Origin of the sequence: Luteitalea sp., from assembly GCF_022842525.1 — a bacterium.
Taxonomy (GTDB): Bacteria; Acidobacteriota; Vicinamibacteria; order Vicinamibacterales; family Vicinamibacteraceae; genus Luteitalea.
This window is the reverse complement of record NZ_JALHPM010000001.1, coordinates 90,217-113,551: the sequence shown is the minus strand read 5'-3', so window position 1 is coordinate 113,551 and position 23,335 is coordinate 90,217. Positions and strand designations below refer to the sequence as shown.

At 67.7% G+C, this 23,335-nt stretch carries 18 protein-coding genes and 1 pseudogene; 4 read left to right on the top strand and 15 right to left on the bottom strand.

The window, feature by feature from the left end; all coding sequences use genetic code 11:
• Positions 1 to 2 precede the first annotated feature (2 nt).
• From atpH to rpmH, 14 genes and pseudogenes are all read right to left on the bottom strand, one after another.
• Positions 3 to 545, bottom strand: coding sequence for an ATP synthase F1 subunit delta (gene atpH, locus Q0C41_RS00505; RefSeq protein WP_291980471.1), 543 nt, complete (start codon positions 543 to 545; stop codon positions 3 to 5).
• Positions 542 to 1,294, bottom strand: a complete 753-nt coding sequence (locus Q0C41_RS00500; protein ID WP_291980470.1) for an ATP synthase F0 subunit B — start codon at positions 1,292 to 1,294, stop codon at positions 542 to 544. Before Q0C41_RS00500 ends, atpH begins: the two co-directional genes overlap by 4 nt.
• An 8-nt stretch (positions 1,295 to 1,302) precedes the next feature.
• Positions 1,303 to 1,725 (bottom strand): ATP synthase F0 subunit B, encoded by a 423-nt coding sequence (locus Q0C41_RS00495; RefSeq protein ID WP_291980469.1) that lies wholly within the window; start codon positions 1,723 to 1,725, stop codon positions 1,303 to 1,305.
• Positions 1,726 to 1,903: 178 nt separating this feature from the next.
• Positions 1,904 to 2,878: pseudogene (gene selD, locus Q0C41_RS00490) on the bottom strand (selenide, water dikinase SelD); the annotation flags it as partial.
• Between the two features lie 170 nt (positions 2,879 to 3,048).
• Positions 3,049 to 3,957 carry a ParB/RepB/Spo0J family partition protein gene (locus Q0C41_RS00485; protein WP_291980468.1) on the bottom strand — a complete coding sequence of 303 codons (909 nt, stop codon included), beginning with the start codon at positions 3,955 to 3,957 and terminating at the stop codon, positions 3,049 to 3,051.
• 11 nt (positions 3,958 to 3,968) lie between these two features.
• A complete protein-coding gene (locus tag Q0C41_RS00480) occupies positions 3,969 to 4,757 on the bottom strand; it encodes a ParA family protein (protein WP_291980467.1) in 789 nt (262 codons plus the stop codon).
• A 678-nt stretch (positions 4,758 to 5,435) separates the two neighbouring features.
• Positions 5,436 to 6,071: a 16S rRNA (guanine(527)-N(7))-methyltransferase RsmG gene (gene rsmG / locus Q0C41_RS00475; RefSeq protein WP_291980466.1), complete on the bottom strand. Its 636-nt coding sequence runs from the start codon at positions 6,069 to 6,071 to the stop codon at positions 5,436 to 5,438.
• A 57-nt stretch (positions 6,072 to 6,128) separates the two neighbouring features.
• Positions 6,129 to 8,015: a tRNA uridine-5-carboxymethylaminomethyl(34) synthesis enzyme MnmG gene (gene mnmG / locus Q0C41_RS00470; protein ID WP_367079065.1), complete on the bottom strand. Its 1,887-nt coding sequence runs from the start codon at positions 8,013 to 8,015 to the stop codon at positions 6,129 to 6,131.
• A 12-nt stretch (positions 8,016 to 8,027) separates the two neighbouring features.
• The gene (gene mnmE / locus Q0C41_RS00465; protein ID WP_291980464.1) at positions 8,028 to 9,386 is read right to left on the bottom strand and encodes a tRNA uridine-5-carboxymethylaminomethyl(34) synthesis GTPase MnmE; all 1,359 of its coding nucleotides are present in this window, start codon (positions 9,384 to 9,386) and stop codon (positions 8,028 to 8,030) included.
• A gap of 14 nt (positions 9,387 to 9,400) precedes the next feature.
• A complete protein-coding gene (locus Q0C41_RS00460; RefSeq protein ID WP_291980463.1) occupies positions 9,401 to 9,859 on the bottom strand; it encodes a R3H domain-containing nucleic acid-binding protein in 459 nt (152 codons plus the stop codon).
• A gap of 17 nt (positions 9,860 to 9,876) precedes the next feature.
• Positions 9,877 to 11,553 carry a membrane protein insertase YidC gene (yidC, locus tag Q0C41_RS00455; RefSeq protein ID WP_291980462.1) on the bottom strand — a complete coding sequence of 559 codons (1,677 nt, stop codon included), beginning with the start codon at positions 11,551 to 11,553 and terminating at the stop codon, positions 9,877 to 9,879.
• A 29-nt stretch (positions 11,554 to 11,582) separates the two neighbouring features.
• Positions 11,583 to 11,825 carry a membrane protein insertion efficiency factor YidD gene (yidD, locus tag Q0C41_RS00450; protein ID WP_291980461.1) on the bottom strand — a complete coding sequence of 81 codons (243 nt, stop codon included), beginning with the start codon at positions 11,823 to 11,825 and terminating at the stop codon, positions 11,583 to 11,585.
• A complete protein-coding gene (gene rnpA / locus Q0C41_RS00445; RefSeq protein ID WP_291980460.1) occupies positions 11,822 to 12,187 on the bottom strand; it encodes a ribonuclease P protein component in 366 nt (121 codons plus the stop codon). The genes yidD and rnpA overlap by 4 nt, the downstream gene beginning before the upstream one ends.
• Before the next feature lie 13 nt (positions 12,188 to 12,200).
• Entirely contained in the window at positions 12,201 to 12,347 is a 147-nt protein-coding gene (gene rpmH / locus Q0C41_RS00440) for a 50S ribosomal protein L34 (RefSeq protein WP_291980459.1), read from the bottom strand.
• Between the two features lie 555 nt (positions 12,348 to 12,902).
• On the opposite strand from rpmH, the gene dnaA reads away from it, so the two are divergent.
• From dnaA to gyrA, 4 genes are all read left to right on the top strand, one after another.
• Entirely contained in the window at positions 12,903 to 14,246 is a 1,344-nt protein-coding gene (dnaA, locus tag Q0C41_RS00435; protein WP_291980458.1) for a chromosomal replication initiator protein DnaA, read from the top strand.
• Between the two features lie 291 nt (positions 14,247 to 14,537).
• Positions 14,538 to 15,638: a DNA polymerase III subunit beta gene (dnaN, locus tag Q0C41_RS00430; protein ID WP_291980457.1), complete on the top strand. Its 1,101-nt coding sequence runs from the start codon at positions 14,538 to 14,540 to the stop codon at positions 15,636 to 15,638.
• A 148-nt stretch (positions 15,639 to 15,786) separates the two neighbouring features.
• A complete protein-coding gene (gene gyrB, locus Q0C41_RS00425) occupies positions 15,787 to 18,315 on the top strand; it encodes a DNA topoisomerase (ATP-hydrolyzing) subunit B (protein WP_291980456.1) in 2,529 nt (842 codons plus the stop codon).
• Positions 18,316 to 18,319: 4 nt separating this feature from the next.
• Positions 18,320 to 20,929 carry a DNA gyrase subunit A gene (gene gyrA, locus Q0C41_RS00420; protein WP_291980455.1) on the top strand — a complete coding sequence of 870 codons (2,610 nt, stop codon included), beginning with the start codon at positions 18,320 to 18,322 and terminating at the stop codon, positions 20,927 to 20,929.
• Between the two features lie 41 nt (positions 20,930 to 20,970).
• On the opposite strand, the gene Q0C41_RS00415 is transcribed toward gyrA, so the two are convergent.
• Positions 20,971 to 23,268 (bottom strand): ATP-dependent helicase, encoded by a 2,298-nt coding sequence (locus Q0C41_RS00415; protein WP_291980454.1) that lies wholly within the window; start codon positions 23,266 to 23,268, stop codon positions 20,971 to 20,973.
• Positions 23,269 to 23,335 lie beyond the last annotated feature (67 nt).

The following is a 23,335-nucleotide window of genomic DNA, read 5'->3' as shown; positions in this document are numbered from 1 at the left end:
GGTCAGCCCTGCTGGACGAACTGCTCCTTGATGCGGGCGAGTTGCCGCGCGATGGTGCCGTCGTACACGACACTGCCGACGCGCGTGAGGGCACCACCGATGACGGCCGGATCGACGCGTGCCGAGAGGGTCACCTGCTGGCCCGTCGCCTGGGACAGGACCTCGCGCAGTTGGTCGATCTGCGCTGCGTCGAGCGCCACCGCGGTGGTCACCTCGGCATCGACGCGGCGCTCCTGCTTGTGTACCTGCGCCTTGAGCTCCTTCACGATGCCGGCCAGGCCGTCCATCTGATGACGCTCCGCGATCAGTTGCAGGGTGTGCCCCGCCGCCGGCCCGATGCCAAGCGCCGTGGACAACTGCCCGACGATGCCCCGCTTGGCGTCGCCGGTGACAAAGGGGGACAGCAGCGCCTTGCCGAGATCGGCGTGCTGCTCCACGAGCGCGGCGAAGGCGGTCAGGCCATCGAGCGTGAGGCGGGCCGTGCCGGCCTCCTGCGTCACCTCGTAGAGCGCGCGACCGGCGCGACGAGCATCCTGGGGCGTCACTGGACGTTCCTCATCTGGGCGGCGTACTGATCCACGAGCCCCGCCTGCTCGGCCGGGGTCAGCGTGGCCTTCAGGCGGGCCTCGGCGACACCCACGGCGAGCGTGGCGGCGTGCTCGCGCAGGTGCGCGCGCGCCTGGCGGGTCTGCGAGGCGATCTCGCGGCGGGCCTGCTCGACGAGGCGGTCGCGCTCGGCTTCCGCGGTGGCGCGGATGCGCGCACGCTCGGACTCGAGCTCCTCGCTGCCACGGCGACGAAGGGCATCGAGCTCGGCGGGCAGCGCGGCCAGCCTGGCTTCGATCTCGCCGAGGCGGGCGGTCGCGGTGGTGCGCATCTCGGCGGCATCCACGAGGTCCTTGCGAATCTGGGCATCGCGAGCGGCGAGGTGATCGGCAAAGGGCTTGCGGCCGAACCAGTACAGGACACCGGCGAGAATCGCGAAGTTGGCGATGCGGGCCAGCGTCACCCAGAGGCTTTCGCCGTGGGCCTCGCCATGCTCGCCGGCGGCGGCGCCATGCGCATCAGCCGCCGCGTGGTCGCCGGCCGGGGTTGCGGCGTGATCAGCGGCAGGCGCCGCATGATCGGCGGGCGGCGCCGGTGTGTCGTGTGCCGGCGTCTGCGCCGACGCCGTCGCCGGCTCGGCGTGTTGCGCCAGCGCGACCGGTGTGGCGATGGCGAGCATCCCCCCCACCAGACCCGCCGCGACCATCCGTTGCCGCATCCTGCGCTCCCCCATCTCCCTCTTCGTCATCGTCGACATCAACGCGTCCGGCCGGCGAGGCGATCGGCCAGCTGGTGACCGAGGTGCTGGGCGTCCTGCTCGAGCTGACCGCGGGCCTGCGCCGTGTCGGCCGCGAGCGTCAGGCGCGCCTGCTCGAGTTCGCGGTCGGCCTGCGCGCGGGCGTCGGCGACCATGGCTGCCCGCTCGTCCTGGCCGGTCTTGCGCATGTCGTCGAGCTCGCGGTAGAAGGCAGCACGGGCGGCGGTCGTCTTCGCGTCGAACTCCTCGCTGGCACGGCGCGCCTCGGCCGCACTGCGCTCCGCGAGCGCACGCGCCGACTGCACCGCATCCTCACGCGCATGGATCACGCGAAGGAGTGGCTTGAAGAACAACTGCTGCAGGATGGCCGTGAGCAGCAGTACGAGCGCGATGACCCACAGGACCGACAGGTCCGGTAACACGGTGCCTCCGGGAGTAACCAACAAGGACGGGGCGCACCCCGCCGCAGGCAAGACACGGGCACAGGGGCAAATCGGCGTGCCCGCCGAAACACTGATTTATACCACTATTTGCAAAATCGGTGCAATACGGTGCGCCTCTGCGTCGTATCTGCGGGCCGCGTGCTCGGGCGCGGACGCGTCAGCGAAGGCGGACGCGTGTCGTCCCGGCGGGCCCCAGCACGCTGCCGATGACGGCTGCGTCCACCCCGGCCGAGATGAGGGCGGCCAGGACGCGCGGGGCGGCCCCCGGGTCCACTGCGGCCAGCAGCCCTCCCGACGTCTGGGGGTCGAAGGCCAGGGCGACCAGATCCGCCGGGACGTCGCCTTCGTCGATCAGCGCGCCGAAATGTGCGCGGTTGTTGACCAGTCCGCCGGTGCGGTTGCCAAGGGCGAGCGCGAGGGCCCCCGGCAGCGCCGGTACGGCGGCCATGTCGATGACCAGAGTGACGTCACTGGCCGTGGCCATCTCGCAGCCGTGGCCGGCCAGGCCGAATCCGGTGACATCGGTGCAGCCGTGGACGGCTCCGCTGTCGATCAACACGTCAGCCGCGGCGCGGTTGGTCTGCTGCATCGAGGCCAGGGCCCCGGCGAGCACGGCCTCGTCGGTGCGCCCGAACTTGGCCGCGGTGGCGACGATGCCCGTGCCGATCGGCTTGGTGAGCACCAACACGTCGCCGGCTCGGGCCCCGCCGTTGGTCCACACGGCGGTCGGGTCCACGAGCCCGGTCACGGCATAGCCGAACTTGACCTCGGTGTCCTGGACGGTGTGTCCGCCGAGCAGGGCCACGCCGCACTCCTGCAACACCGACAGGCCACCCGCGAAAATCGCCTTGACGATGGCCTGGTCGAAGTCGCGGGCGGGAAAGGCCGCAATCGCCAGCGCGGTGATCGGTCTTGCGCCCATCGCGTAGACGTCACTGATCGCGTTGGCCGCAGCGATGCGCCCGTACGCGTACGGGTCGTCGACGATGGGCGTGAAGAAGTCGACCGTCTGCACCAGCGCCACGTCCCCGACGACGAACACACCGGCATCGTCCGCGTCCCGGAAATCGACCAGGACACGAGGATCGGACGGCACGGGCAGATCGCTCAGCACCTGAGCGAGCTCGCCAGCGGCGAGCTTGCTCGCTCAACCGGCGCAGGCGGCGTAGTCGGTCAGTCTCTTCATCGGTTCAGTGTCCGGCCTTGGGCCTTGGGCCTTCGGCGTGTGGGTCCTGGCGAGTGGGTAGGGCCGGCTCTCCGAGCCGGCCGACACGCCGCCATCGCGTTCAGCGTTTCAGCGTGTCACCGTTCGACGAGGTACTCGTACAGGCGAATCAGCTCGTCCTCGTTGACGAAATCGATCTCGACGCGCCCGCCCTTGCCCCGGCGATGGATGTTGACGCGGGTGCCGAGCACGACACGGAGACGCTCCTCGGCCTGCCGTGTGTGGACGTCTTTCTCGGGGACGTCGGGCTTCGGTTCGTCGGACGGGGGCTCGGACAACTTTCTGGCGAGCGCCTCGGTGGCGCGCACCGACAACCCGGCCGAGATCACCTGGTCGACGGCCTTGAGCAACGCGGCCGCATCCTCGACGGCCAGCAGGGCTCTCGCGTGGCCCATGGAGAGTTCCCCGCCAGCGACACGGGCGCGCACCTGCTCCGGCAGGCGGAGGAGGCGGAGGTGGTTGGCCACCGTCGCGCGGTCCTTGCCGACCGCGACGGCGATCTGCTCCTGGGTGAGGCCCGACTCCTCGCCAAGGCGCTTGTAGGCCAGGGCCTCCTCGATGGGATTGAGATCCTCGCGCTGGATGTTCTCGATGAGCGCGGTGCGCAGCAGGTTCTCGTCGCTGACGTCGGAGACGTGGACCGGCAGCTTCAGCAATCCGGCGATCTGCGCGGCGCGCCAGCGGCGCTCGCCGGCGACGATCTCGAACCGGTCGCCACGGCGGCGCACCACGATGGGCTGCACCAGCCCGGTGCTGCTTATGGACTCGGCCAGTTCCTGCAGACGAGCCTCATCGAAGCGCGTCCTCGGCTGCAACGGGTTGGGGTCGATCAGATCGAGATCTACCTCCCGTTGTAGTTGCTTGGCATCGAACCCCGCCACGGCGGCAGGCGCTGGAGCCGGGACGGGTGAGGCAGCGGGCTTCTCGGGAATGAGGGCGCTGAGCCCCCGGCCGAGGGCGGGTCGACGATCGGGTTTCTGGGCCACGGGTGTCCTGGTCAGGCCTTGGTCGCGGCGGCGCGACGAGGCACGGCGCCGTTGCGGGTCAGCAGTTCGTGCGCAAGCGAGACGTAGGCCTCGGCTCCGCGGGAACGGGGGTCGTAGAGCAGCACCGGCAGGCCATGACTGGGAGCCTCGGCCAGGCGGACGTTGCGCGGGATGACGGTGTCGAACACCTTCGACTCGAAGAACTCGCGAATCTCTCGCGCCACCTGCGCGCCCAGATTGGTCCGATCCCCGTACATCGTCAGGACGACGCCCTCGACGTCGAGGGTCGGGTTGAGATCCTGGCCGATGCGGGACAGCGTGGCCATCAAGTCCGCCAGGCCCTCGAGCGCGAAGTATTCGCAATGCAGCGGAATGAGCACGGTGTCGGCGGCGACCAGCGCGTTGAGCGTGAGCAGGCCGAGCGAGGGCGGCGTGTCGATGAGGATGAAGTCGTAGCGGTCGCGGAGCGGCGTGATGAGGCGCTTGAGGCGCTGCTCGCGCGCGTCCATGGTCACCAACTCCACCTCCGCGCCGGCGAGGTGACGGTCCGCGGGCACGAGATGGAGGTGATCGACGGCGGTCTGCAGGACGGGGAGTTCAGCGGCGCCGACGAGCGCCTCGTAGACGGTGTGCTCGGAACCGGCCTTCTGCCCCAGGCCGCTCGTCAGGTTGCCCTGCGGGTCCATGTCGATGACGAGCACGCGCTGATCGGCCATCGCCAGCGACGCGGCGAGGTTGATCGTCGTGGTCGTCTTGCCGACGCCACCCTTCTGGTTGGACACCGCGATGATCTTGCTCATGGCCGGATTGGAGGCGTCGAGGGGTCACGATGCCGCGCGCTGGCCGGGGAGCGGTCACGACGCGATGGCGGGCAGCGACCGACCCGAAGCGAAACGGCAGGATACCACTGGCGAACGGCCCTTGACGGCCCTCCTGCGGGGCCTGGTAAATGGAGATCCTCGCCAGCCCATGGGTTGTGCTCAGCTGTCTAGGGCAAGACAGTTTTAACAGGCTCAGGGTTCAAGGCTCAGGGCTCACGCATTGGCCTTGGGCCTTGGGCCTTGGGCACTGGGCCTTGGGCACTGGGCCTTGGGGCTTTGGGGCTGGGGGCTTTGAGTCAGTCGAGCGCTGGGCCTTGGACACTGGGGCGTGGGGCTGGGGCGTGGGGCTGGGAATTGGGGCTGGCGCTGGCCGGTGGTGTTTAGCGGGCCGGCAAAAGAAGCAACAGAGCCGGTGCGTGGGTGATTGTTCCACGTGGAACAATTCTCAAGCGAACCAGGCGACGGCGCTGCCCAGTCGATGACAAGGCGGTTGGCTGCATGAGCGCGTCCCACACCTTGTCCACGTCAGGAGTGGAGTGTTCCACGTGGAACACCAGCGATACCGGGCAGGCCCCAAGGAAGTCCAAGCCTGGCGACCTTGAGAGCAGCACCCAGGTCCGACAGGCGGTCAAGAGACGCGATGTTCCACGTGGAACATCACGTGTGCTTCCGGATCAACAGGAGCCTGCTGTCCAGGGCGGTCACCAGCGGCATTTCCCGCTCAATCTCCAGGGGCGCAAAGACCTCTGGTTGCGGTTGTCCGCCACTGAGGAACCACAGCTGCTGCCCCTGCCGGCGCAGGGCGGCTCCGAACAACTGCACGTGCTCGATGTCGGCCCGAACAGCCCGGATCGAGATGACATCCACGGATCCATGCATGCCAGGGCGAGACAACACCTGCTCGAAGCGGCCTGTCTCGACGGAGGCCTCCACCAGGCCAAGATGGCGCACGACCTCGCGCAGGAACACCGACTTGCGGGTCTTGACCTCGATCATGGTGAGCGCCAATTCCGGGCGGGCCACCTTGAGAGGAATCGCCGGCGAACCGCCTCCGGACCCGATATCGACCAGTACGCGGGCCGACGCATCGATGGCGGCCGACGCGACAACCGGCTCCACGATGAGGCGGTCCACCGCGTTGTCCGGTTCGTCCAGCGCCGTGAGGTTCATGCGCGCGTTCCAGCGCCTCAGCAGCGCCAGGTACTCGCCCAGTTGATGGAGCTGCGCGTCGTTGACTCTCGCCCCGGCACCCTGCAGCCGGTTCGCGATACGAGTGGTGTCGTCGTTCATCATGTGCACGCGGGTCGAACGCCAGACGAACCCTGCCTCCAGGCTGGAAGGCGGGACGTCTCAGTCCGCCGAGGTCCCTCCAGAAGAGATGCCGTCGCTGACTGCACGAGACGCTCCGGACCGGCGCGCAATCGCCACGGAGATGAGGGACAGCGCGGCCGGGGTGATGCCCGGAATGGACGATGCCAGCGCCACGGTGGCGGGGCGCGCCTCGGCGAGGCGCAGTTGAAGCTCGCGAGACAGACCGGGGAGCCCGTCGAACGAGAACTGCGCTGGTACTCGCTGCGATGCATACCGCTCGGCCCGAAGCACGTCCCGCTCCTCCCGCCGCAGATAGCCGACGTACCGGCAGTCTGCGTCCAGCGACGCGATGTCCAACGAGGGCGTCAGGGGGTCGAGGTCGAGCGCGAGACCACCCTCCCCTGCCACAAGGGCAGAGAGGCGGATCTCCGGATTTCGCAGGGCCTCCGACGCAGGTACGCGACCACCAGACGGCACGCGCACCAGTGTGCTCGCGAGCGTCACCGTGTTCCGTTCGTATCTGGCCTTTCGCGCCTCGAACCTGGCCCAACGGTCGTCCGTGACCGTCCCAAGCTCTCGACCCACCGGCGTCAGGCGGAGATCGGCGTTGTCGATGCGCAGGCGCAAGCGATGCTCCGCCCTGGACGTGAACATCCGGTAGGGTTCGAGACAGCCCCGCGTGACCAGATCGTCGACCAGGATGCCGATGTACGCCTCATGGCGCCCGAGCACGACGGGCGGACGGTCCGTCGCTCGCAGGCCGGCATTGGCCCCAGCCACCCACCCCTGTGCGGCCGCTTCCTCGTAGCCAGACGTTCCGTTGATTTGGCCCGCTAGATATAGCCCCACAACGCTCTTCACCTCCAACGTATGGTGGAGAGCCGTCGGCTGCACGAAGTCGTACTCCACCGCATAGCCAGGACGCATGAGCTCGGCGGACTCCAGCCCAGGCAACGCCCGGACCACATCCTGTTGGACCTCTGCCGGAAGGCTCATCGAGTATCCGTTGACGTAGACCTCGTCCACGTCCAGCCCCTCTGGTTCGAGGAACAGTTGATGCGTCTCCTTGTCGGGGAATCGCATGATCTTGTCCTCGAGCGACGGGCAGTACCGCGGGCCCGTCCCCGTGATCTGGCCGTTGTAGAGCGGAGACAACGCGATGTGCGTGCGCACGAGCGCATGCACCGCCGCGGTCGTCCGCACCGTGTGGCAGCAGATCTGCGGCAACGGCAACGACTCGGTCGCAAAGGACAACGGTACGGGCTCGGCATCACCCGGTTGCTCGTCGAGCACCGTGAAGTCGATCGACCGTCGGTGAATCCGCGGCGGCGTCCCGGTCTTCAGGCGCCCACCCGGCAACCCGAGGGCACGAATCGACGCGGCCAGCTCCACGGCCGCTGGTTCGTCGTAGCGGCCCGCCCGGCGCGTCAGCGGCCCGACGTGCACCAGGCCGTCCAGAAACGTCCCGGTCGTCACCACCACCTGCGCGGCCGTGATGACGTGACCGCCCTGCAAGCGGACGCCTCGGACGCGCCCGCCTTCGACGATGACGGCCGATACGTGTCCATAGGCCAGCGTGATCCCGGGGGCCTGCTCGAGTCTCGTGCGGACGGCGGCCGCGTACCGTCGCTTGTCGGCCTGTGCCCTCGGCGCCCAGACCGCCGGTCCACGACTCCGGTTGAGCAAGCGGAACTGGATGCCCGTGGCGTCGATCGCCTCGCCCATCAGCCCACCGAGCGCATCGATCTCCCGGACGAGGTGTCCTTTCGCCGTGCCACCGATGGCCGGATTGCACGGCATCTGCCCGATGGTCTCGGCAGACAGCGTACAGACCACCACGGCCGCGCCGAGACGCGCCGCGGCCCAGGCGGCCTCGACACCGGCATGACCGGCGCCAATCACCACGACATCCGCACGCGAAGGCAGGGGCTCAGGCATTCACTTGCCGATACAGAACGTCGCGAAGATCGTCTCCAGCACGTCTTCCGCGCTCTCCACTCCACGCAGATCGGACAGCGCTCTCAGCGCATCGCCCAGATCCGCCAGCACGTACTCCTCGGACCCGCCGGCTGCCGCGGTCTCTTCGGCGCGGGCGAGCGCGGCCGCGCACTCCCCTACCAGCGAGCGGTGACGCGCCCGCGTCAGCGTCTCGCCTTCCCACGTCACGCGCCCGAGCACTCCGGCGAGCGCCTCGCCGAGTCGGTCGATGCCGGTGCCTTCCGTGGCGCTCACCGGAATCGCGTCAGGCGGCGCCCACTCCGGACGGGCGGCGGCGGAAGCACCCCACACGTCCACCTTGTTCAGCACGCACACGCGGCCCCGGCCGTCGAGCGACTCCCAGAGCGACCGACCCTCCTCGAGCGCGTCCACGCCCGCCGACGGATCGACCACCACGATCACCAGGTCGGCGGCAGCCATGCTCTGCTCTGCCCGTGCCACCCCTTCGCGCTCGACGTGATCGTCGGTGTCGCGCAGTCCGGCCGTATCCGCCAACGTCACCGGCACCCCGCCAAGGGCGATCGACTCGGTCAGCAGGTCCCGCGTCGTCCCCGCCGTGGGCCCGACGATGGCGCGTGCGCGTCCCAGCAAGGCATTGAACACGCTCGACTTGCCGGCATTGGGGCGGCCCGCGACGACAACCAGGGCCCCGTCATGAAGGCGACGCCCGGCTGAGGCCGATCCGAGGAGACGCACGCATGTCTCCTGGAGCATCCGCAGCCGACCGACGACCGCCTCCGGTGCGATGAAATGAAAGCCTTCGTCGGGAAAATCCAGGGAGGCCTCGAGCAAGGCCCGCAAGGCGGCGATCTCGTCGCCCATGGCGCGAATCGCCTCGCTCAAGGTGCCGTCGAGGTGGGACGACGCCACCCGCACCTGCGCGGGGGTCGTCGCCGCCACCAGGTCGGCCACGGCCTCGGCCTGCAGAAGGTCGAGGCGCCCGTGGAGGTAGGCCCGATAGGTGAACTCGCCGGGACTGGCAAGGCGGGCCCCGGCCTCGAGGCAGGCCTGCAGCACGGCATCCACGATGACAGGGCTGCCGTGCGTGGTGATCTCCACGGCATCCTCGCCGGTGAACGAATGCGGCGCGACGTAGGTGGTGATCACCGCCGAGTCCGAGAGGTCGCCCGGCAACCGCAGCCTCGTGTGGGTGGCCACGCGCGGACGAAAGACCGGCCGACCGCTCAGACGCCTGGCGACGTCGAGCGCACCGTGTCCACTCAACCTCACGAGCGCGAGCGCGCCGCGCCCGGGAGGTGTGGCCAGCGCGACGATGAGGGACCCGGTCTCCGGGGCCATCGCACCGGAAGCCGTCAGCGCGGCGAGATGAGCACGGTCTTCACGAGACCATCGCCCTGGCTCTCGGACGTCACGTCCGGATCGAGCGACACCTCGAGGTGCACGAGCCGACGCGAATAGGAATTGAGCGGACCCATCTCCTGCGGTTGCCGCGTCATCTTCGCCCGCTCGATCATGAACTTGGCCATCTGCCGCAGCTCGGCGTCCTTGCCCTTCCGGAAGTCGAGGCAGTCGACCACGATGCGACCATCGCGCCCGGTCTGGTCGCGCCAGATGCTGTTGACCAGGTGCTGCAGCGCGTCGAGCGCTTCGCCCTTCCGCCGCACGAGGATCTCCCCTTCCTCGCCGCTGATGTCGACCCGCACGCCGTCCGCGGTGACCTGGGGCGTGACCGTCACGGTCAGGCCCATCGCCGTGACGACGTTGCGGACGAACTCGCCAATCTGCTCGTGAAGATTCGGGTCGTTGGTCATGGCTGCTGGTCCGGAGCTCAGGCGCGTGCCGGCTTCGCCGGTGCACCGACGATGCGGTTGGTAAGGTACTGCTGACCGATCGTCAGCAGGTTGCTGGTGAGCCAGTAGATGACCAGACCGCTCGGCGCCCAGAGGAAGAAGAAGGTGAACATCAGCGGCATGATCATCATCACGCGCTGCTGGGCCGGGTCCATGCCGGCGGCCGGCGTGATCCACTGCTGCCACAGCATCGTCAGGCCCATGATCACCGGGGTGATGTACAGCGGATCGTGCTGCGACAGATCCTGAATCCACAGGGTGAAGGGCGCGCCGCGCAGCTCGATGGCGACGCTGAGCAGCGCGTAGAAGGCAAACAGCACCGGCATCGTCAGGAGCATCGGCACGCAGCCGCTGGCGGGATTGACGCCGGCGGTCTTGTACAGCTCCATCATCTCGGTGTTCATCCGGGCCTTGGCCGGGTCGGTCGCCTTCAGGTGCGCGTAGCGCTCCTGGATGGCCTTCACCTTCGGCTGGATGTCCTGCATCTTGCGCATCGACACCACGCTCTTGTGACGGAGCGGGAAGATGGCGATGTTGATGAGGAACGTCAGCACGATGATCGACCAGCCGTAGTTGCCGACGAAGCGGTTGACCCACTTGAGCGCCCGCAGGAGCGGCACCACGAGCCAGGCAAACCAGCCGAAGTTGATCGTGCGCACGAGCTGCTGGTCCGACTGCTGCAGCTGGTCGAAGTCCTTCGGCCCGAAGTAGAACTTCACCTCGCTCGGCGGCTGGGCGAAGCTGAGGGCATACGACACGAGGGTGCGGGGCCCGGCCGTCGTCTGCACCGGGTGGGTGGCGTACTCGACGCGCGTCTGGCGATCGAGGAGGGCGGCGCCGAGGAAATAGTGGTCGTCGCTGCCCGCGTACTCGAGGTTGCCGTCGAACACCCGCTGCTCGGCCAGGCTGTCGGTCGTGGTGCGGGTGATCTCGTCGCTGAAGGTGATGGCTTCGGGCGCCTGATAGTAGCTGCCGAACATCATGCCGCCCGAGGGCTGCGCCCGTTCGATGTCGCCAATGCCGGGGCCCGAGTGGATCGTGAAGTTCTGCGCCTGCCCGTTGCGCAGCACCTGCGCCGAGAAGCCGAGCAGGAAGGGCTGCCCGTCGCGCTCGAAGGTGAAGACCTTGGTGGCACGCAGGCCGGCCCCATCGGTGTAGTCGAACCGCAGGGCCCGCGGGCCAGTGCCTCGGAGGTCCAGCGCCGTGGCACTGGGCGTGAACGATGCGGCGGCGAGCGTGTTGTTGATGGTCTCGTCGGCCGTCGTCACCGAGAACGCCGCTGGCGCCTTGACGTCGGTGGCCACGGGCAGCAGGTCGAGCGCGTGTCCGTGTGCGCCGGGGTAGGTCTTGAGCGTCCAGCTCAGGAGTACCGCGCCGCGGGTCGAGAACTCGGCGCGAAACTGATCCGACTCCACGACCACCCGTGCGCCTCCGGCCGAGGCCACGCTGGCCGGCAGGGCCGCTGCCGGCACGGCGGGCCCCATCGGCGGGGTCGGCACGGCACTGCCTGCGGCCGCAGGCGTGGAGGCCCCGGTCGCCTTGCTCGACGCCGCCGGTGCGGCGGGCTCGGGTTGGCGACGTGGAGCGAAGAAGCTCTGGTACAGGAGCAGCACCGCCAGCGACAGCAGGACGGCGTGCAACACACGCTTTTCCATGGATGGTGTACCTGGGGAACTTGGCGCAGTCATCGAGACGGCGGTGGCGGCACGGGGTCGAGCCCCGATCCGCCGAGAGGGTGACAGCGCGCGAGCCGCCGGATGGCGAGCCACGCGCCCCTGAGGAGACCATGCTGCTCGAGAGCCGACATGGCGTACCGGGAGCAGGACGGCTCGAAGCGGCAACTGCCGGCAAAGAGCGGCGACAGGGTCAGCTGGTAGGCGCGCACCAGCGCCATGGCCACGCGTGCGCCAGGACCTGGGCGCGTCACGGCGTCGCGCCTTGCCCGGGGACGAGCGGCACGCGGAGGCGACGCAGCGCGCCGAGGAAGTCGGTGACGAGATCCGTGAACGGGATCGAGTCGAAGCCGCGGCGCGGGATGATGACGAGGTCGACGCCGGGCATGGGCTTGTGGTGCCGGAAGAGCTCGCGGGCGCGTCGCTTGGCCTTGTTGCGGACGACGGCCGGCCCGAACTTGCGGGTGGCGGAGACGCCCAGGCGGGCCGCTGGCGTGGCCGACTCGCAGGCGAACATCGTCATGAAGCGGGCGTGATGCTTGCGCCCGTGCTCGTAGGCATGCAGGAACTCGGGCCGACGACGGACCCGCTCGTGTGGCTGGAGCGTGCGCCGCATGGCGGCTGGCGCCCTAGCCCTCCGACGAGACGGTGAGACGCTTGCGGCCCTTGGCGCGACGGCGCTTCAGGACGAGGCGGCCGTTCTTCGTGCTCATGCGCACGAGGAAGCCGTGGGTCTTCGCGCGGCGACGGTTGTTGGGCTGGAAAGTACGCTTCATGGCTGCTTGAAATCCGGGAGCGGAACCGGGACTGCCGGGCGCTCGAATGTCAGCGGCCACACCTCGACCGCGAACTGCCGATGGTAGTTCACACCATCTGCGATGTCAACGGCGTCGCGTGCGGTGGTCGGCCGGTCGGTGGACAGGTCGGTGGGTGTCCCACACCGAGTCCGGAATTGCCACCGCAGAGACCGGATGTCGACTTTTGCCCTGTGTTCGCTACAGAACGGTGGGCCTTCCGGCTCCCATGCCCCTCTGCTACACTCGCCGTCCGGCGCGGCCCGACCAGCAGTTTCCGACCACTTTTCCACAGCTGTGGAAAAAACTGTGGAAAACATTGCGGTTTCGCCTGCCGGTAACGCCCTCGACTGCGGAATTTCGGCCATGGTCGTGTAAGCGAAGGCAGAAACAAGCAGAAATCAGGCGTTTTTCTCAGTTTCGCCCGGTCACATCCTGGTTACATCCAGACGAGCCTTCGGCGAAAGTCGCCCCTGAAAATGACTACAGGGCGGCCCGGGCGCGGCGTTCGAGGCAGAAGGTAGCGGTCGAGATCCGATGAGCGAGCACATCTGGGAACGCGTCCTCGCACGGGTCGAAGCCAAGCTGAACCGCCATACCTTCCTCACCTGGTTCAAGCCGACCCGCTTCATCCGGGAAAATGGCGACACCCTCATCGTCGAGGTGCCCGACGGGACGGTCCGTGACTGGCTCCTGCGACACTACGGGTCGATTCTCGCCGAAGCGCTGGCCGAAGCCGGTCGGCCCGGCGCCGTGGTCTCGTTCGTGCCCGCCGACGGCACGGACGTCCCGGAGCCGTCCCCGGCGGAAGACATCCTCATCCGGCAGCACGAGGACCCGACGGCAGCCGCGCCGACGCCTCAGGGCCCGTCCGGACTGAACCACCGCTACACGTTCGAGACGTTCGTGGTCGGTCCCTCGAACCAGTTCGCCAACGCCGCGGCCCGCGCCGTCGCCGAAGCGCCGGGGCGTTCCTACAACCCGCTCTTCCTCTATGGCGGGGTGGGGCTCGGCAAGACGCACCTGATGCACGCGATCGGCCAGTACGTCGACCGCCATCACCGGCAGTCGGCGTTGACGTACATCTCGTCGGAACGCTTCATGAACGAGATGATCAACGCCATCCGGTACGAGCGAATCATCGAGTTCCGCGAACGCTACCGCAACGTCGACGTCCTGCTGGTGGACGACGCGCAGTTCCTGGCCGGCAAGGAAGCGACGCAGAACGAGTTCTTCCACACGTTCAATGCGCTGTACGACGCCGGCAAGCAGATCGTGCTGAGCAGCGACCGCCCGCCGCACGAGATCCCCGCCCTCGAGGAGCGACTGCGCTCGCGGTTCAACTGGGGCCTGATCGCGGACATCCAGGCGCCCGACCTCGAGACGAAGGTCGCGATTCTCAAGAAGAAGGCCGACGCCGACGGCGTGCCCCTGCCCGACAACGTGGCGCTGTTCATCGCCACGAAGATCAAGTCGAACATCCGGGACCTCGAGGGATCGCTGATCCGCCTGGTCGCCTATGCCTCGCTGACGGGCAAGGACATCACGCTGGCGCTGGCACAGGACGTCCTGCGCAGCATCATCGGCAGCGAGGAGAAGGCCATCACCATCGATGCCCTCCTCAAGTTCGTGGCCGAGTACTACGGCGTACGCCCGAGCGAGCTCAAGACCACCAGCAACTCGCGCAACGTCGTCATCCCCCGCCAGGTGGCCATGTACATGTGCAAGACGCTGACGTCGGCCTCGCTGCCCGACATCGGCCGGGCGTTCGGCAAGCACCACTCCACGGTCATCCACTCGATCCGGAAGGTCGAGGAGGACCGGAAGAAGGACGCCGACTTCAACAGCCAGATCAACGCCATGCTCGACAATTTTCGCTAGGCCGCATTGGCGTCGCGCCGGTTTTGCACAGCCTGCGCGGCGCGGGCCTGTGCACATCGTGTGGACGTGGGCGGCGGTGCCGGATGCCCACAGGATCGGCCCGACTTTTCCACAACTGGTGTCCACAGGGTAAGTCGCTGTTGGAAAGGGATTTAAGGGCGCTCTTCACAGCTTCAACCGCCCTTTGATCTCTGATATACTTCTTTTCTTGCGATCCCTTTGGAGAAACTACTCCTAGGGGCGTCGCGTGTGTCGGTCAGGCTCCGCTCCCGTTCACGAGGTACCGGCTGCATGGAACTGGTGGTCCGCAAGAACGATCTGCTTCGCGAGCTGCAACTGTTTCAGGGCATCGTCGAGCGCAAGAACACGATGCCCGTGCTCGCCAACGTGCTGATGCGGGCCGATGGCAACCAGGTCGAGCTCATCGCCACCGATCTCGACGTCGGTCTCCGCAGCACGTGTGTGGCGCAGAGCCTGGCCAAGCCAGGCACCCTGACGCTCCCGGCCAAGAAGCTCTTCGAAATCGTCAAGGCCCTTCCCGAGACCGACATCCGCATCGAGCAGAACCGCTCGGGCGTGACGGTGGCGGCGGAGCGGTTCGAATCGCATCTGTCGACGTTGCCGGCCGACGACTTCCCGCAGTTGCCGGTCGTCGGCGAGCTGGTGGCGACGCTGCCGCGCGAGCCCATCAAGCAGATGGTCTCCAAGACGATGTTCGCCATCACGGGCGAGGACACGCGCTACTACCTGAACGGTGCGTTGTTCGTCCTCAAGCCCGACAGCATGAGCCTGGTCGCCACCGACGGGCACCGGCTGGCGCTGGTCACCGTGACGGCCGAGACCGGCGCGGCCGAGAGCAAGGCCCTGCTGCCGAAGAAGACGATGCAGGAGCTGAGTCGTCTGCTGGCCGATGGCGACGGCGACGTGGTGTTCGAGCGCGCCGAGAACCACCTCTTCTTCACCGTGGGTGGGCGGCGGCTGTTCTCCCGGATGATCGACGCGCAGTTCCCGGCCTACGAGCGCGTCATCCCCCGGAACAACGACAAGGCGATCGAGTTCGAGCGCGATCGGCTCACCAGTGCCATCCGCCGTGTCTCGCTGCTCTCCAACGAGCGCTCGCGGGCGGTCCGCTTCCTCATCAGCAGCGGCAAGGTCGAGGTCACGTCGCAGAGTCCCGACCTCGGCGACGCCAAGGAAGAGCTGCTCGTGACCTACGACGGTCCCGACGTGCAGATCTGCTTCAACGCGCAGTACGTCACCGATTTCCTGGCGGCCGTGGAGACGGATCAGGTCAGCCTCTCCTTCCGCGACGAAATGAGCCAGGCCGTCATGAAGCCAGTGGGCGCCGACGGGTACGACTACACGTACGTGATCATGCCGATGCGGCCCTAGGCCCCGCGCCGCCGCATCCGCCGCGGTCCGCCCTCTCCCGGGCGAGGCCGCCGCTCGTGGCCGGGGCCGCATGCAGGCCCCGGTGAACGACCCTTTGCGAGTCCCGATGGAACCGATTACCACCCCGAATACCGAGTCCCAGACCCCGATGCGCACCGCCACCGGGGCGGCCGAAGACTACGGCGCCGAATCCATCAAGGTGCTCGAAGGCCTCGAGGCCGTGCGCAAGCGGCCCGGCATGTACATCGGGACGACCGGTGAGGCCGGGCTTCACCACCTGGTCTACGAGGTGGTCGACAACTCGGTCGACGAAGCCCTGGCGGGCCACTGCTCGGAAGTCAACGTCACCATCCACGTCGACGACTCGATCACGGTGGTCGACGACGGGCGCGGCATCCCGGTCGACATGCACGAGAGCGGCAAGTCGGCGGCCGAGGTGGTGCTGACGGTGCTGCACGCCGGCGGCAAGTTCAACCAGGAAGGCAGCGCCTACAAGGTGTCTGGCGGCCTGCACGGCGTCGGTGTCTCGGTGGTCAACGCCCTCTCGGAACTGCTCGAACTCGAGATCTGGCGCAACGCCCACGTCTACCAGCAGGCGTACTCGCGCGGCGTGCCGCAGCAGCCACTGGCCGAGACCGGGACGACCAAGAAGCGCGGGACGAAGGTCCACTTCAAGCCCGACGCCACCGTCTTCGAAGCGACGACCTTCAGCTTCGACACGCTCAACAACCGCCTCCGCGAGCTGGCCTTCCTCAACGCCGGCATCGTCATCACGCTCGAGGACGAGCGCGGCGACGGGAAATCGGTACGTTACGAGTACAAGGGCGGCATCGTCGAGTACGTGCAGTTCATGAACAAGGCGAGGCGCGCCGTCAACGACCCGCCGATCTACATGCGCGGCGTCCGCAACGAGATCGAAGTCGAGATCGCGCTGCAGTGGAACGACTCGTACGACGAGAGCCTCTACACCTTCGCCAACAACATCAACACGCACGAGGGCGGCTTCCATCTCTCCGGCTTCAAGGCGGCGCTGACCCGTACCCTCAACGCGTACATCGCCAGCGCCAACCTGCCGAAGGACCTCAAGGACACGCCGATCAGCGGCGACGATGCGCGTGAGGGCCTGGCCGGGGTGATCAGCGTCAAGATCCCCAACCCGCAGTTCGAAGGCCAGACCAAGACCAAGCTCGGCAACACCGAGGTCAAGGGCATCGTCGAGGCCATCGTCAACGAGCGACTGGGGGCGTTCTTCGAGGAGAATCCCGCCGTCGCCAAGTCGATCGTCGCCAAGGCGGCCGATGCCGCCCGCGCGCGCGAGGCGGCCCGCAAGGCGCGCGACCTGGTGCGGCGCAAGGGCGCGCTCGACGGCAGTTCGCTGCCCGGCAAGCTCGCCGACTGCCAGGAGCGCGATCCGGCGCAGAGCGAGATCTACATCGTCGAGGGTGACTCGGCCGGTGGCTCGGCCAAGCAGGGGCGTGATCGCCGCTTCCAGGCCATCCTGCCGATCAAGGGCAAGATTCTCAACGTCGAGAAGGCCCGCTTCGACAAGATGCTCAGCAGCGACGAGATCAAGACGATGATCGCGGCGCTCGGCACCGGCATCGGGCGCAAGCGCGAGGAAACCGACCGTGACGGCTTCGATCTCTCGAAGCTGCGGTACCACCGCGTCATCATCATGACCGACGCCGACGTCGATGGGTCCCACATCCGGACGCTGCTGCTGACGTTCTTCTATCGGCAGATGCGCGAGCTGATCGACAACGGTCACATCTACATCGCCCAGCCGCCCCTGTACCGCGCCAAGCGCGGCAAGCAGGAAGTCTTCATCAAGAACGAGGCGGACCTCGAGGCGTACCTGATCAAGCGCGCCACCGACTCGCGCGTGCTGCGGCTGTTCAACCCCGATCGCGAGTACAGCGGCGAGGCGCTCGAGGCCCTGCTGCACAAGCTGATCTCGTTCGACCGCAATCTCCGGCACGTCGAGCGCCGGGGCGTGCCGCAGGACATCGTCCGCATCCTGCTGAAGGAGGCGGCCCGCGATCGCGCGTTCTACGGCGACCGCGACCGCATGCAGGCCCTGGCGGCGACCCTCAACCGCGACGACCGCATCGTCACGGTGGTGGTGGACGAAGAGCACAACGCGTTCATGTTCGAGATCGACGACCGCAGCGCCGGCTATCCCCGGGTGTCGCGTGCCGGCCTCGAGTTCGCCCAGACGCCGGACTTCCGCGCGCTCCTCAACAGTTACCGTGACGTCTCCGGCATCGAGGGACGCATGGTCATCGCCCAGGTTGGCGCGACGCACGAGGAGACCGAGGATGCCGTCCTCGAGGTCGCTGCGGCCGCCGAGGCCGAACCGGCCGCCGAGCCCGTGCGGCGCACGGCGCGCAAGGACGCCGACCAGGAAGTCCAGTCACTGTCGGGTCTGGTGGCCTACTTCCTCGAGATCGGGCGCAAGGGCGTGGCCATCAACCGGTACAAGGGTCTGGGCGAGATGAACCCGGACACGTTGTGGGAGACCACGATGAAGCCGGAAGTGCGCACGCTGCTGCAGGTGCGGGCCGAGGACCAGGCCGAGGCCGACCTGATGTTCTCGACCCTGATGGGCGACCAGGTGGAGCCCCGCCGGAAGTTCATCGAGGACAACGCGCTCGACGTGAAGAACCTCGACGTCTAGACCCATGACTACTATCTCGAACCGCGTTCCCGTCAACATCGAAGACGAGATGCGCCGCTCGTACATGGATTACGCGATGAGCGTGATCATCGGGCGTGCCCTGCCCGACGTACGGGACGGTCTGAAGCCGTCGCATCGGCGCGTGCTGTTCGCCATGCGGCAGATGGGTCTGTCGGCGTCGCGGCCGTACCGCAAGTGCGCCAAGATCGTCGGCGAGGTCATCGGCAACTACCACCCGCATGGCGATGCGCCGGCGTACGACACCCTCGTGCGTCTCGCGCAGGGCTTCAACATGCGGTACACGCTGGTCGACGGCCAGGGCAACTTCGGCAGCGTCGACGGCGACCGCCCGGCCGCCTACCGCTACACCGAGGCCCGCCTCGAAGCGCTCGCCGAAGCGCTGATGGCCGACCTCGACAAGGACACCGTCGACTTCGTCCCCAACTTCGACGAGACGACGACGGAACCGTCGGTCCTGCCGACGCCGATCCCGAACCTCCTCGTCAACGGATCGTCGGGCATCGCCGTCGGCATGGCGACCAACATCCCGCCGCACAACCTCACCGAGGTCGTCGACGGGATCATCTCGATCGCCGATCCGGAGCAGGCGTTCACGATCGACGAAGAGGGTCGTCCGCAGCCGCTCAGTCGCGACGAGAAGCGCCGGCGCCTCGCGCAGCACATCACGGGCCCCGACTTCCCGACCGGCGGTGTGCTGGTCGGCCGGGCCGGCATCGCCTCGGCCTATGCGACCGGTCGCGGCACCGTCATCGTGCGGGCACGCAGCGAGGTCGAGCCGCTCGGTCGCGGCAGCGACCGGCAGGCGATCGTCATCACCGAGATCCCCTATCAGGTCAACAAGGCGAAGCTGATCGAGCGCATCGCCGACCTGGTGCGCGAGAAGACGCTCGAGGGCATCTCCGACATCCGCGACGAATCCGACCGCCAGGGCATGCGTGTCGTGATCGAACTCAAGCGCGGCGAGATGCCGGAGGTGGTGCTCAACAACCTCTACAAGCACACGCCGCTGCAGTCGTCCTTCGGCATCATCATGCTGGCCATCGTCGATGGCCGGCCGCGCGTGTTGCCGCTGCTCGAGCTCATCGAGCGGTTCGTCGAGTTCCGCCGCGACGTCGTGCGGCGACGCACCGAGTTCGAACTGCGCAAGGCGGAGGCGCGGGCCCACATCCTGGAAGGTCTGCGCATCGCGCTCGACAACCTCGATGCGGTGATCACGCTGATTCGCAGCGCGAAGAATCCCGCCGAGGCCCGCGAGGGCCTGATGTCGAACTTCGGCCTGTCGCAGATTCAGGCGCAGGCGATTCTCGACATGCAGCTCCAGCGCCTCACTGGCCTGGAACGTCAGAAGATCCTCGACGAGCTCGCCGAACTGCTGAAGGAGATCGAGCGCCTGCGCGCCATTCTCGGCAGCGAGCGCCTGGTCATGGAGATCGTGATCAACGAGCTCAAGAACGCCCGCGACCGCTTCGGCGACGCGCGCCGCACCGAGATCATCGAGGACACGAGCGACATCAACATCCTCGACCTGATCGCCGACGAGGACATGGCGATCACGGTGAGCCACAAGGGCTACATCAAGCGCACGTCGCTCGACGAGTACCGCTTCCAGGGGCGCGGCGGCGCCGGCACGATCGGCATGCGCCTGCCGGACGACGACTACGTCCACCACCTGTTCGTGGCGTCGACGCATGCGTACCTGATCGTCTACTCGGACCGCGGCCGGGCCTACTGGCTGCGCGTGCACGAGATTCCCGATGCCGGTCGTGACGCCCGCGGCAAGTCGATTGCCAACCTCGTGCAGATGGCGGCCGGCGAGAAGGTCGCCGACGTCGTGTCGGTGCGCGAGTTCCCGTCCGAGGAAGGGCAGCGCTTCGTCGTCATGGGCACCCGCAAGGGTGTGATCAAGAAGACCGACCTCAAGGCGTACTCGAACCCGCGCGTCGGCGGCATCATCGCCATGGGCGTGGAGGAGGACGACGAGGTCATCGCCGTGCAGCTCTCGACGGGCTCCGAGCACGTCTTCATCGGCACGCGCAACGGCGTGGCCCTGCGCTTCCCCGAGGGGCGGGTCCGCACCATGGGACGCACGGCGTACGGCGTGCGCGGCATCAACCTGCGCGACGGCGACGAGGTCGTGGCCATGGAGCTGGTCGGCGAGACGGGCACCATGCTCACCGTGACCGCCAACGGCTACGGCAAGCGGACGCCGCTTGCCGAGTACCGCATCACCGGTCGCGGCGGCCTCGGCATCCGCAACATCCAGCCGTCGGATCGCAACGGCCCCGTGGTCGGCGTGACGCACGTCACCGACGACAACCAGGTGCTGATCATCACCAAGGACGGCATGGTGATCCGCATGGCCGTGGCGCCACTGCGGCCGATCGGACGCAGCACGCAGGGCGTCCGCCTGATCCGGCTGGACGATGGTGATCGCGTCGAAGCGCTGGCGCGCCTGGACATCGCGGAGGTCGCGGTGGATTCGTCGGAGGTCGTCGCTCCGCTCGAGACCGAAGGCGCCGTCGAGGAGCCGCTCGACGAGCCCGAAGACGACGTCACCGCCGACGACAGCGACGACGAGCCCGACGAGGTGTAGGCGTCGGCCCCCGCCGGACTGAAGTCCGGCGGCTACACCGGCTACACCGGCTGCAGGCGGGCGTACTTCGCGATCAGCTTCTTGGTGCCCACGGTGGCGAAGTGCACGGTGAGCTTCATGTCCTCACCCTTGCCGTCGACTTCGCGCACCGTGCCGACGCCGAACTGCGCGTGCCGGACCTTCTGCCCAGGCTTGGGCCGCGAGCCGTCGCTCGACTGGTCCTCTTCCTCGTACTTGTAGGTCGACGCCGGCGCGTCTTCGCGCGCCGGGGTGCGCCGTCCATACGGATTGGGTCGCGCTTCGTACGAGGCCCGGCCGCCATACGTCGTGTTGCCGTACGACGGCCGTGCGCGCGTGTAGGACGGCGTCTCGAGCACCAGCTCCTTCGGGATCTCGTCGAGGAAGCGTGACGGCTCGGTCGACTGGTACTCGCCGAAGACGCGGCGCCGCGCCGCGCTGGTGAGCAGCAGGCGCGACTCGGCGCGGGTCATGCCGACGTAGCACAGGCGCCGCTCCTCCTCCATCTGCTCCTGGTCCTGCCCGGCCCTCGAGTGCGGGAAGAGCCCTTCCTCGAGACCCGCGATCGCCACCACCGGGAACTCCAGTCCCTTGGCCGCATGCATGGTCATCAGCCACACGCGCGCATGGCTGGCGCCCTGCGACTCGTCGGCCTCGGAGAGCAGCGACAGGCGATCGACGAAGCCGCCGATCGAGGCGTCGGACTCGCGCTCCTCGTACTCGCGCGCCGACGAGACGAACTCGGCGAGGTTCTGGATGCGACTCTCGGCTTCTTCGGAGTTCTCTTCACGCAACGCCTTCAGATAGCCGGACTGGTCGAGCATCTTGCCGATGACCGTCGACACCGGTTCCTGCCGCGCCAGCACGATCAGCGCGTCGATGAGCTCGACGAACTGCTTGAGCGCGTTGTGTCCCCGCCCGGGAAGCGAGCGGGAGGTGAGCAACTGAGTGGCCCGCACCCACAGTGACTGCGAGCCGACCACCTCGAACAGGCCGGCCGCCATCATCGGCGGGGCGTTGCCGCCGCTGCCGGATCCGTCCTCGCGTTCGAGCGCATCCATCACGCCCTTGCCGATGCCGCGCGTCGGCACGTTCACCACCCGCCGGAAGCTCACATCGTCGTGCGGGTTGATGATCAGCTTCAGGTAGGACAGGGCGTCCTTGACTTCCTTGCGCTCGTAGAAGCGCACGCCGCCGATGATCTTGTAGGGCGTGCCGTCCCGCATCAGCTGATCTTCGAGGGCGCGCGACTGCGAGTTGAGTCGATAGAGGATGGCCACGGTCGCGTCACGGCGCGACGTCATCTCCTTGCGCAGTTCGCGGGCGATGAACGACGCCTCCTCGAGTTCGTCCTCGCCGCGGAAGCACGTGATCAGGTCGCCCCGGCCCTGCTCGGTCCACAGCCGCTTCTCCTTGCGGTCCGTGTTGTTGGCGATGACGGCCGACGCGGCGTCGAGGATGTTCTGGGTCGAGCGGTAGTTCCGCTCGAGGCGCACGGTGGCGGCCTCGGGAAAATCCTGTTCGAAGTCGAGGATGTTGCGCAGGTCCGCGCCACGCCACTTGTAGATCGACTGATCGGGATCGCCGACCACCGCGAGGTTGTGCGCCTTGCCGACCAGATGCTTGATCAGCAGGTACTGCGGCCGGTTGGTGTCCTGGTACTCGTCGATCATCACGTAGCGGAACTGGCGCTGGTACCTGGCGCGCACGCCCTCGTGCTCGAACAACTCGACGGTCTTCAGCAGCAGGTCGTCGAAGTCGAGCGCGTTGGCTCGCTCGAGCGCCTTGACGTAGCCGTCGTAGATCTTGGCGACCTGCTCGTCGCGATAGGTGCCGTTGCCGACCTTGTCGGGCGCCTCCATGCGGTTCTTCGCCTGGCTGATGCGCCCGAGCACCTGACGCGGCTGGATGATCTTGTCGTCGATCTGCAGGTCGCGCATCACCTGCTTGACGGCACTCTGCTGATCGCTGCTGTCGTAGATGACGAAGTCGCGCGACAGGCCGATGGCCGGCGCCTCGCGGCGCAGCAGCCGTGCGCACAGCGAGTGGAACGTCGACACCCACACGTCCTTGGCCTCGGCCCCGATCAGCTTGGTGACGCGCTCGCGCATCTCCTCGGCGGCCTTGTTGGTGAAGGTCACCGCCAGCACTTCGAAGGGACGCGCGAGTCCGTTGCCGATCAGGTACGCGATGCGATAGGCGATGACCCGCGTCTTGCCCGAACCCGCACCGGCCAGGATGAGCAGCGGTCCCTCGGTGTGCAGCACGGCCTCGCGCTGCTCGGGGTTGAGGGAGGAGAGAAAATCATCGGCCTTCGTCATTCGGCCGTCGGCCTTCGGAACATCACCAGGAGCGAACATCGCCCTCGTCGCCATGCAAAGTCGGTTG

Excerpts from the sequence above, each read along its gene's own strand:
- Q0C41_RS00500 (WP_291980470.1), bottom strand. The coding sequence starts at position 1,294 with ATGACGAAGAGGGAGATGGGGGAGCGCAGGATGCGGCAACGGATGGTC.
- Q0C41_RS00480 (WP_291980467.1), bottom strand. The coding sequence starts at position 4,757 with ATGAGCAAGATCATCGCGGTGTCCAACCAGAAGGGTGGCGTCGGCAAG.
- rsmG (WP_291980466.1), bottom strand. The coding sequence starts at position 6,071 with ATGATGAACGACGACACCACTCGTATCGCGAACCGGCTGCAGGGTGCC.
- mnmE (WP_291980464.1), bottom strand. The coding sequence starts at position 9,386 with ATGGCCCCGGAGACCGGGTCCCTCATCGTCGCGCTGGCCACACCTCCC.
- Q0C41_RS00460 (WP_291980463.1), bottom strand. The coding sequence starts at position 9,859 with ATGACCAACGACCCGAATCTTCACGAGCAGATTGGCGAGTTCGTCCGC.
- yidC (WP_291980462.1), bottom strand. The coding sequence starts at position 11,553 with ATGGAAAAGCGTGTGTTGCACGCCGTCCTGCTGTCGCTGGCGGTGCTG.
- rnpA (WP_291980460.1), bottom strand. The coding sequence starts at position 12,187 with ATGCGGCGCACGCTCCAGCCACACGAGCGGGTCCGTCGTCGGCCCGAG.
- rpmH (WP_291980459.1), bottom strand. The coding sequence starts at position 12,347 with ATGAAGCGTACTTTCCAGCCCAACAACCGTCGCCGCGCGAAGACCCAC.
- dnaA (WP_291980458.1), top strand. The coding sequence starts at position 12,903 with ATGAGCGAGCACATCTGGGAACGCGTCCTCGCACGGGTCGAAGCCAAG.
- dnaN (WP_291980457.1), top strand. The coding sequence starts at position 14,538 with ATGGAACTGGTGGTCCGCAAGAACGATCTGCTTCGCGAGCTGCAACTG.
- gyrB (WP_291980456.1), top strand. The coding sequence starts at position 15,787 with ATGCGCACCGCCACCGGGGCGGCCGAAGACTACGGCGCCGAATCCATC.
- gyrA (WP_291980455.1), top strand. The coding sequence starts at position 18,320 with ATGACTACTATCTCGAACCGCGTTCCCGTCAACATCGAAGACGAGATG.
- Q0C41_RS00415 (WP_291980454.1), bottom strand. The coding sequence starts at position 23,268 with ATGACGAAGGCCGATGATTTTCTCTCCTCCCTCAACCCCGAGCAGCGC.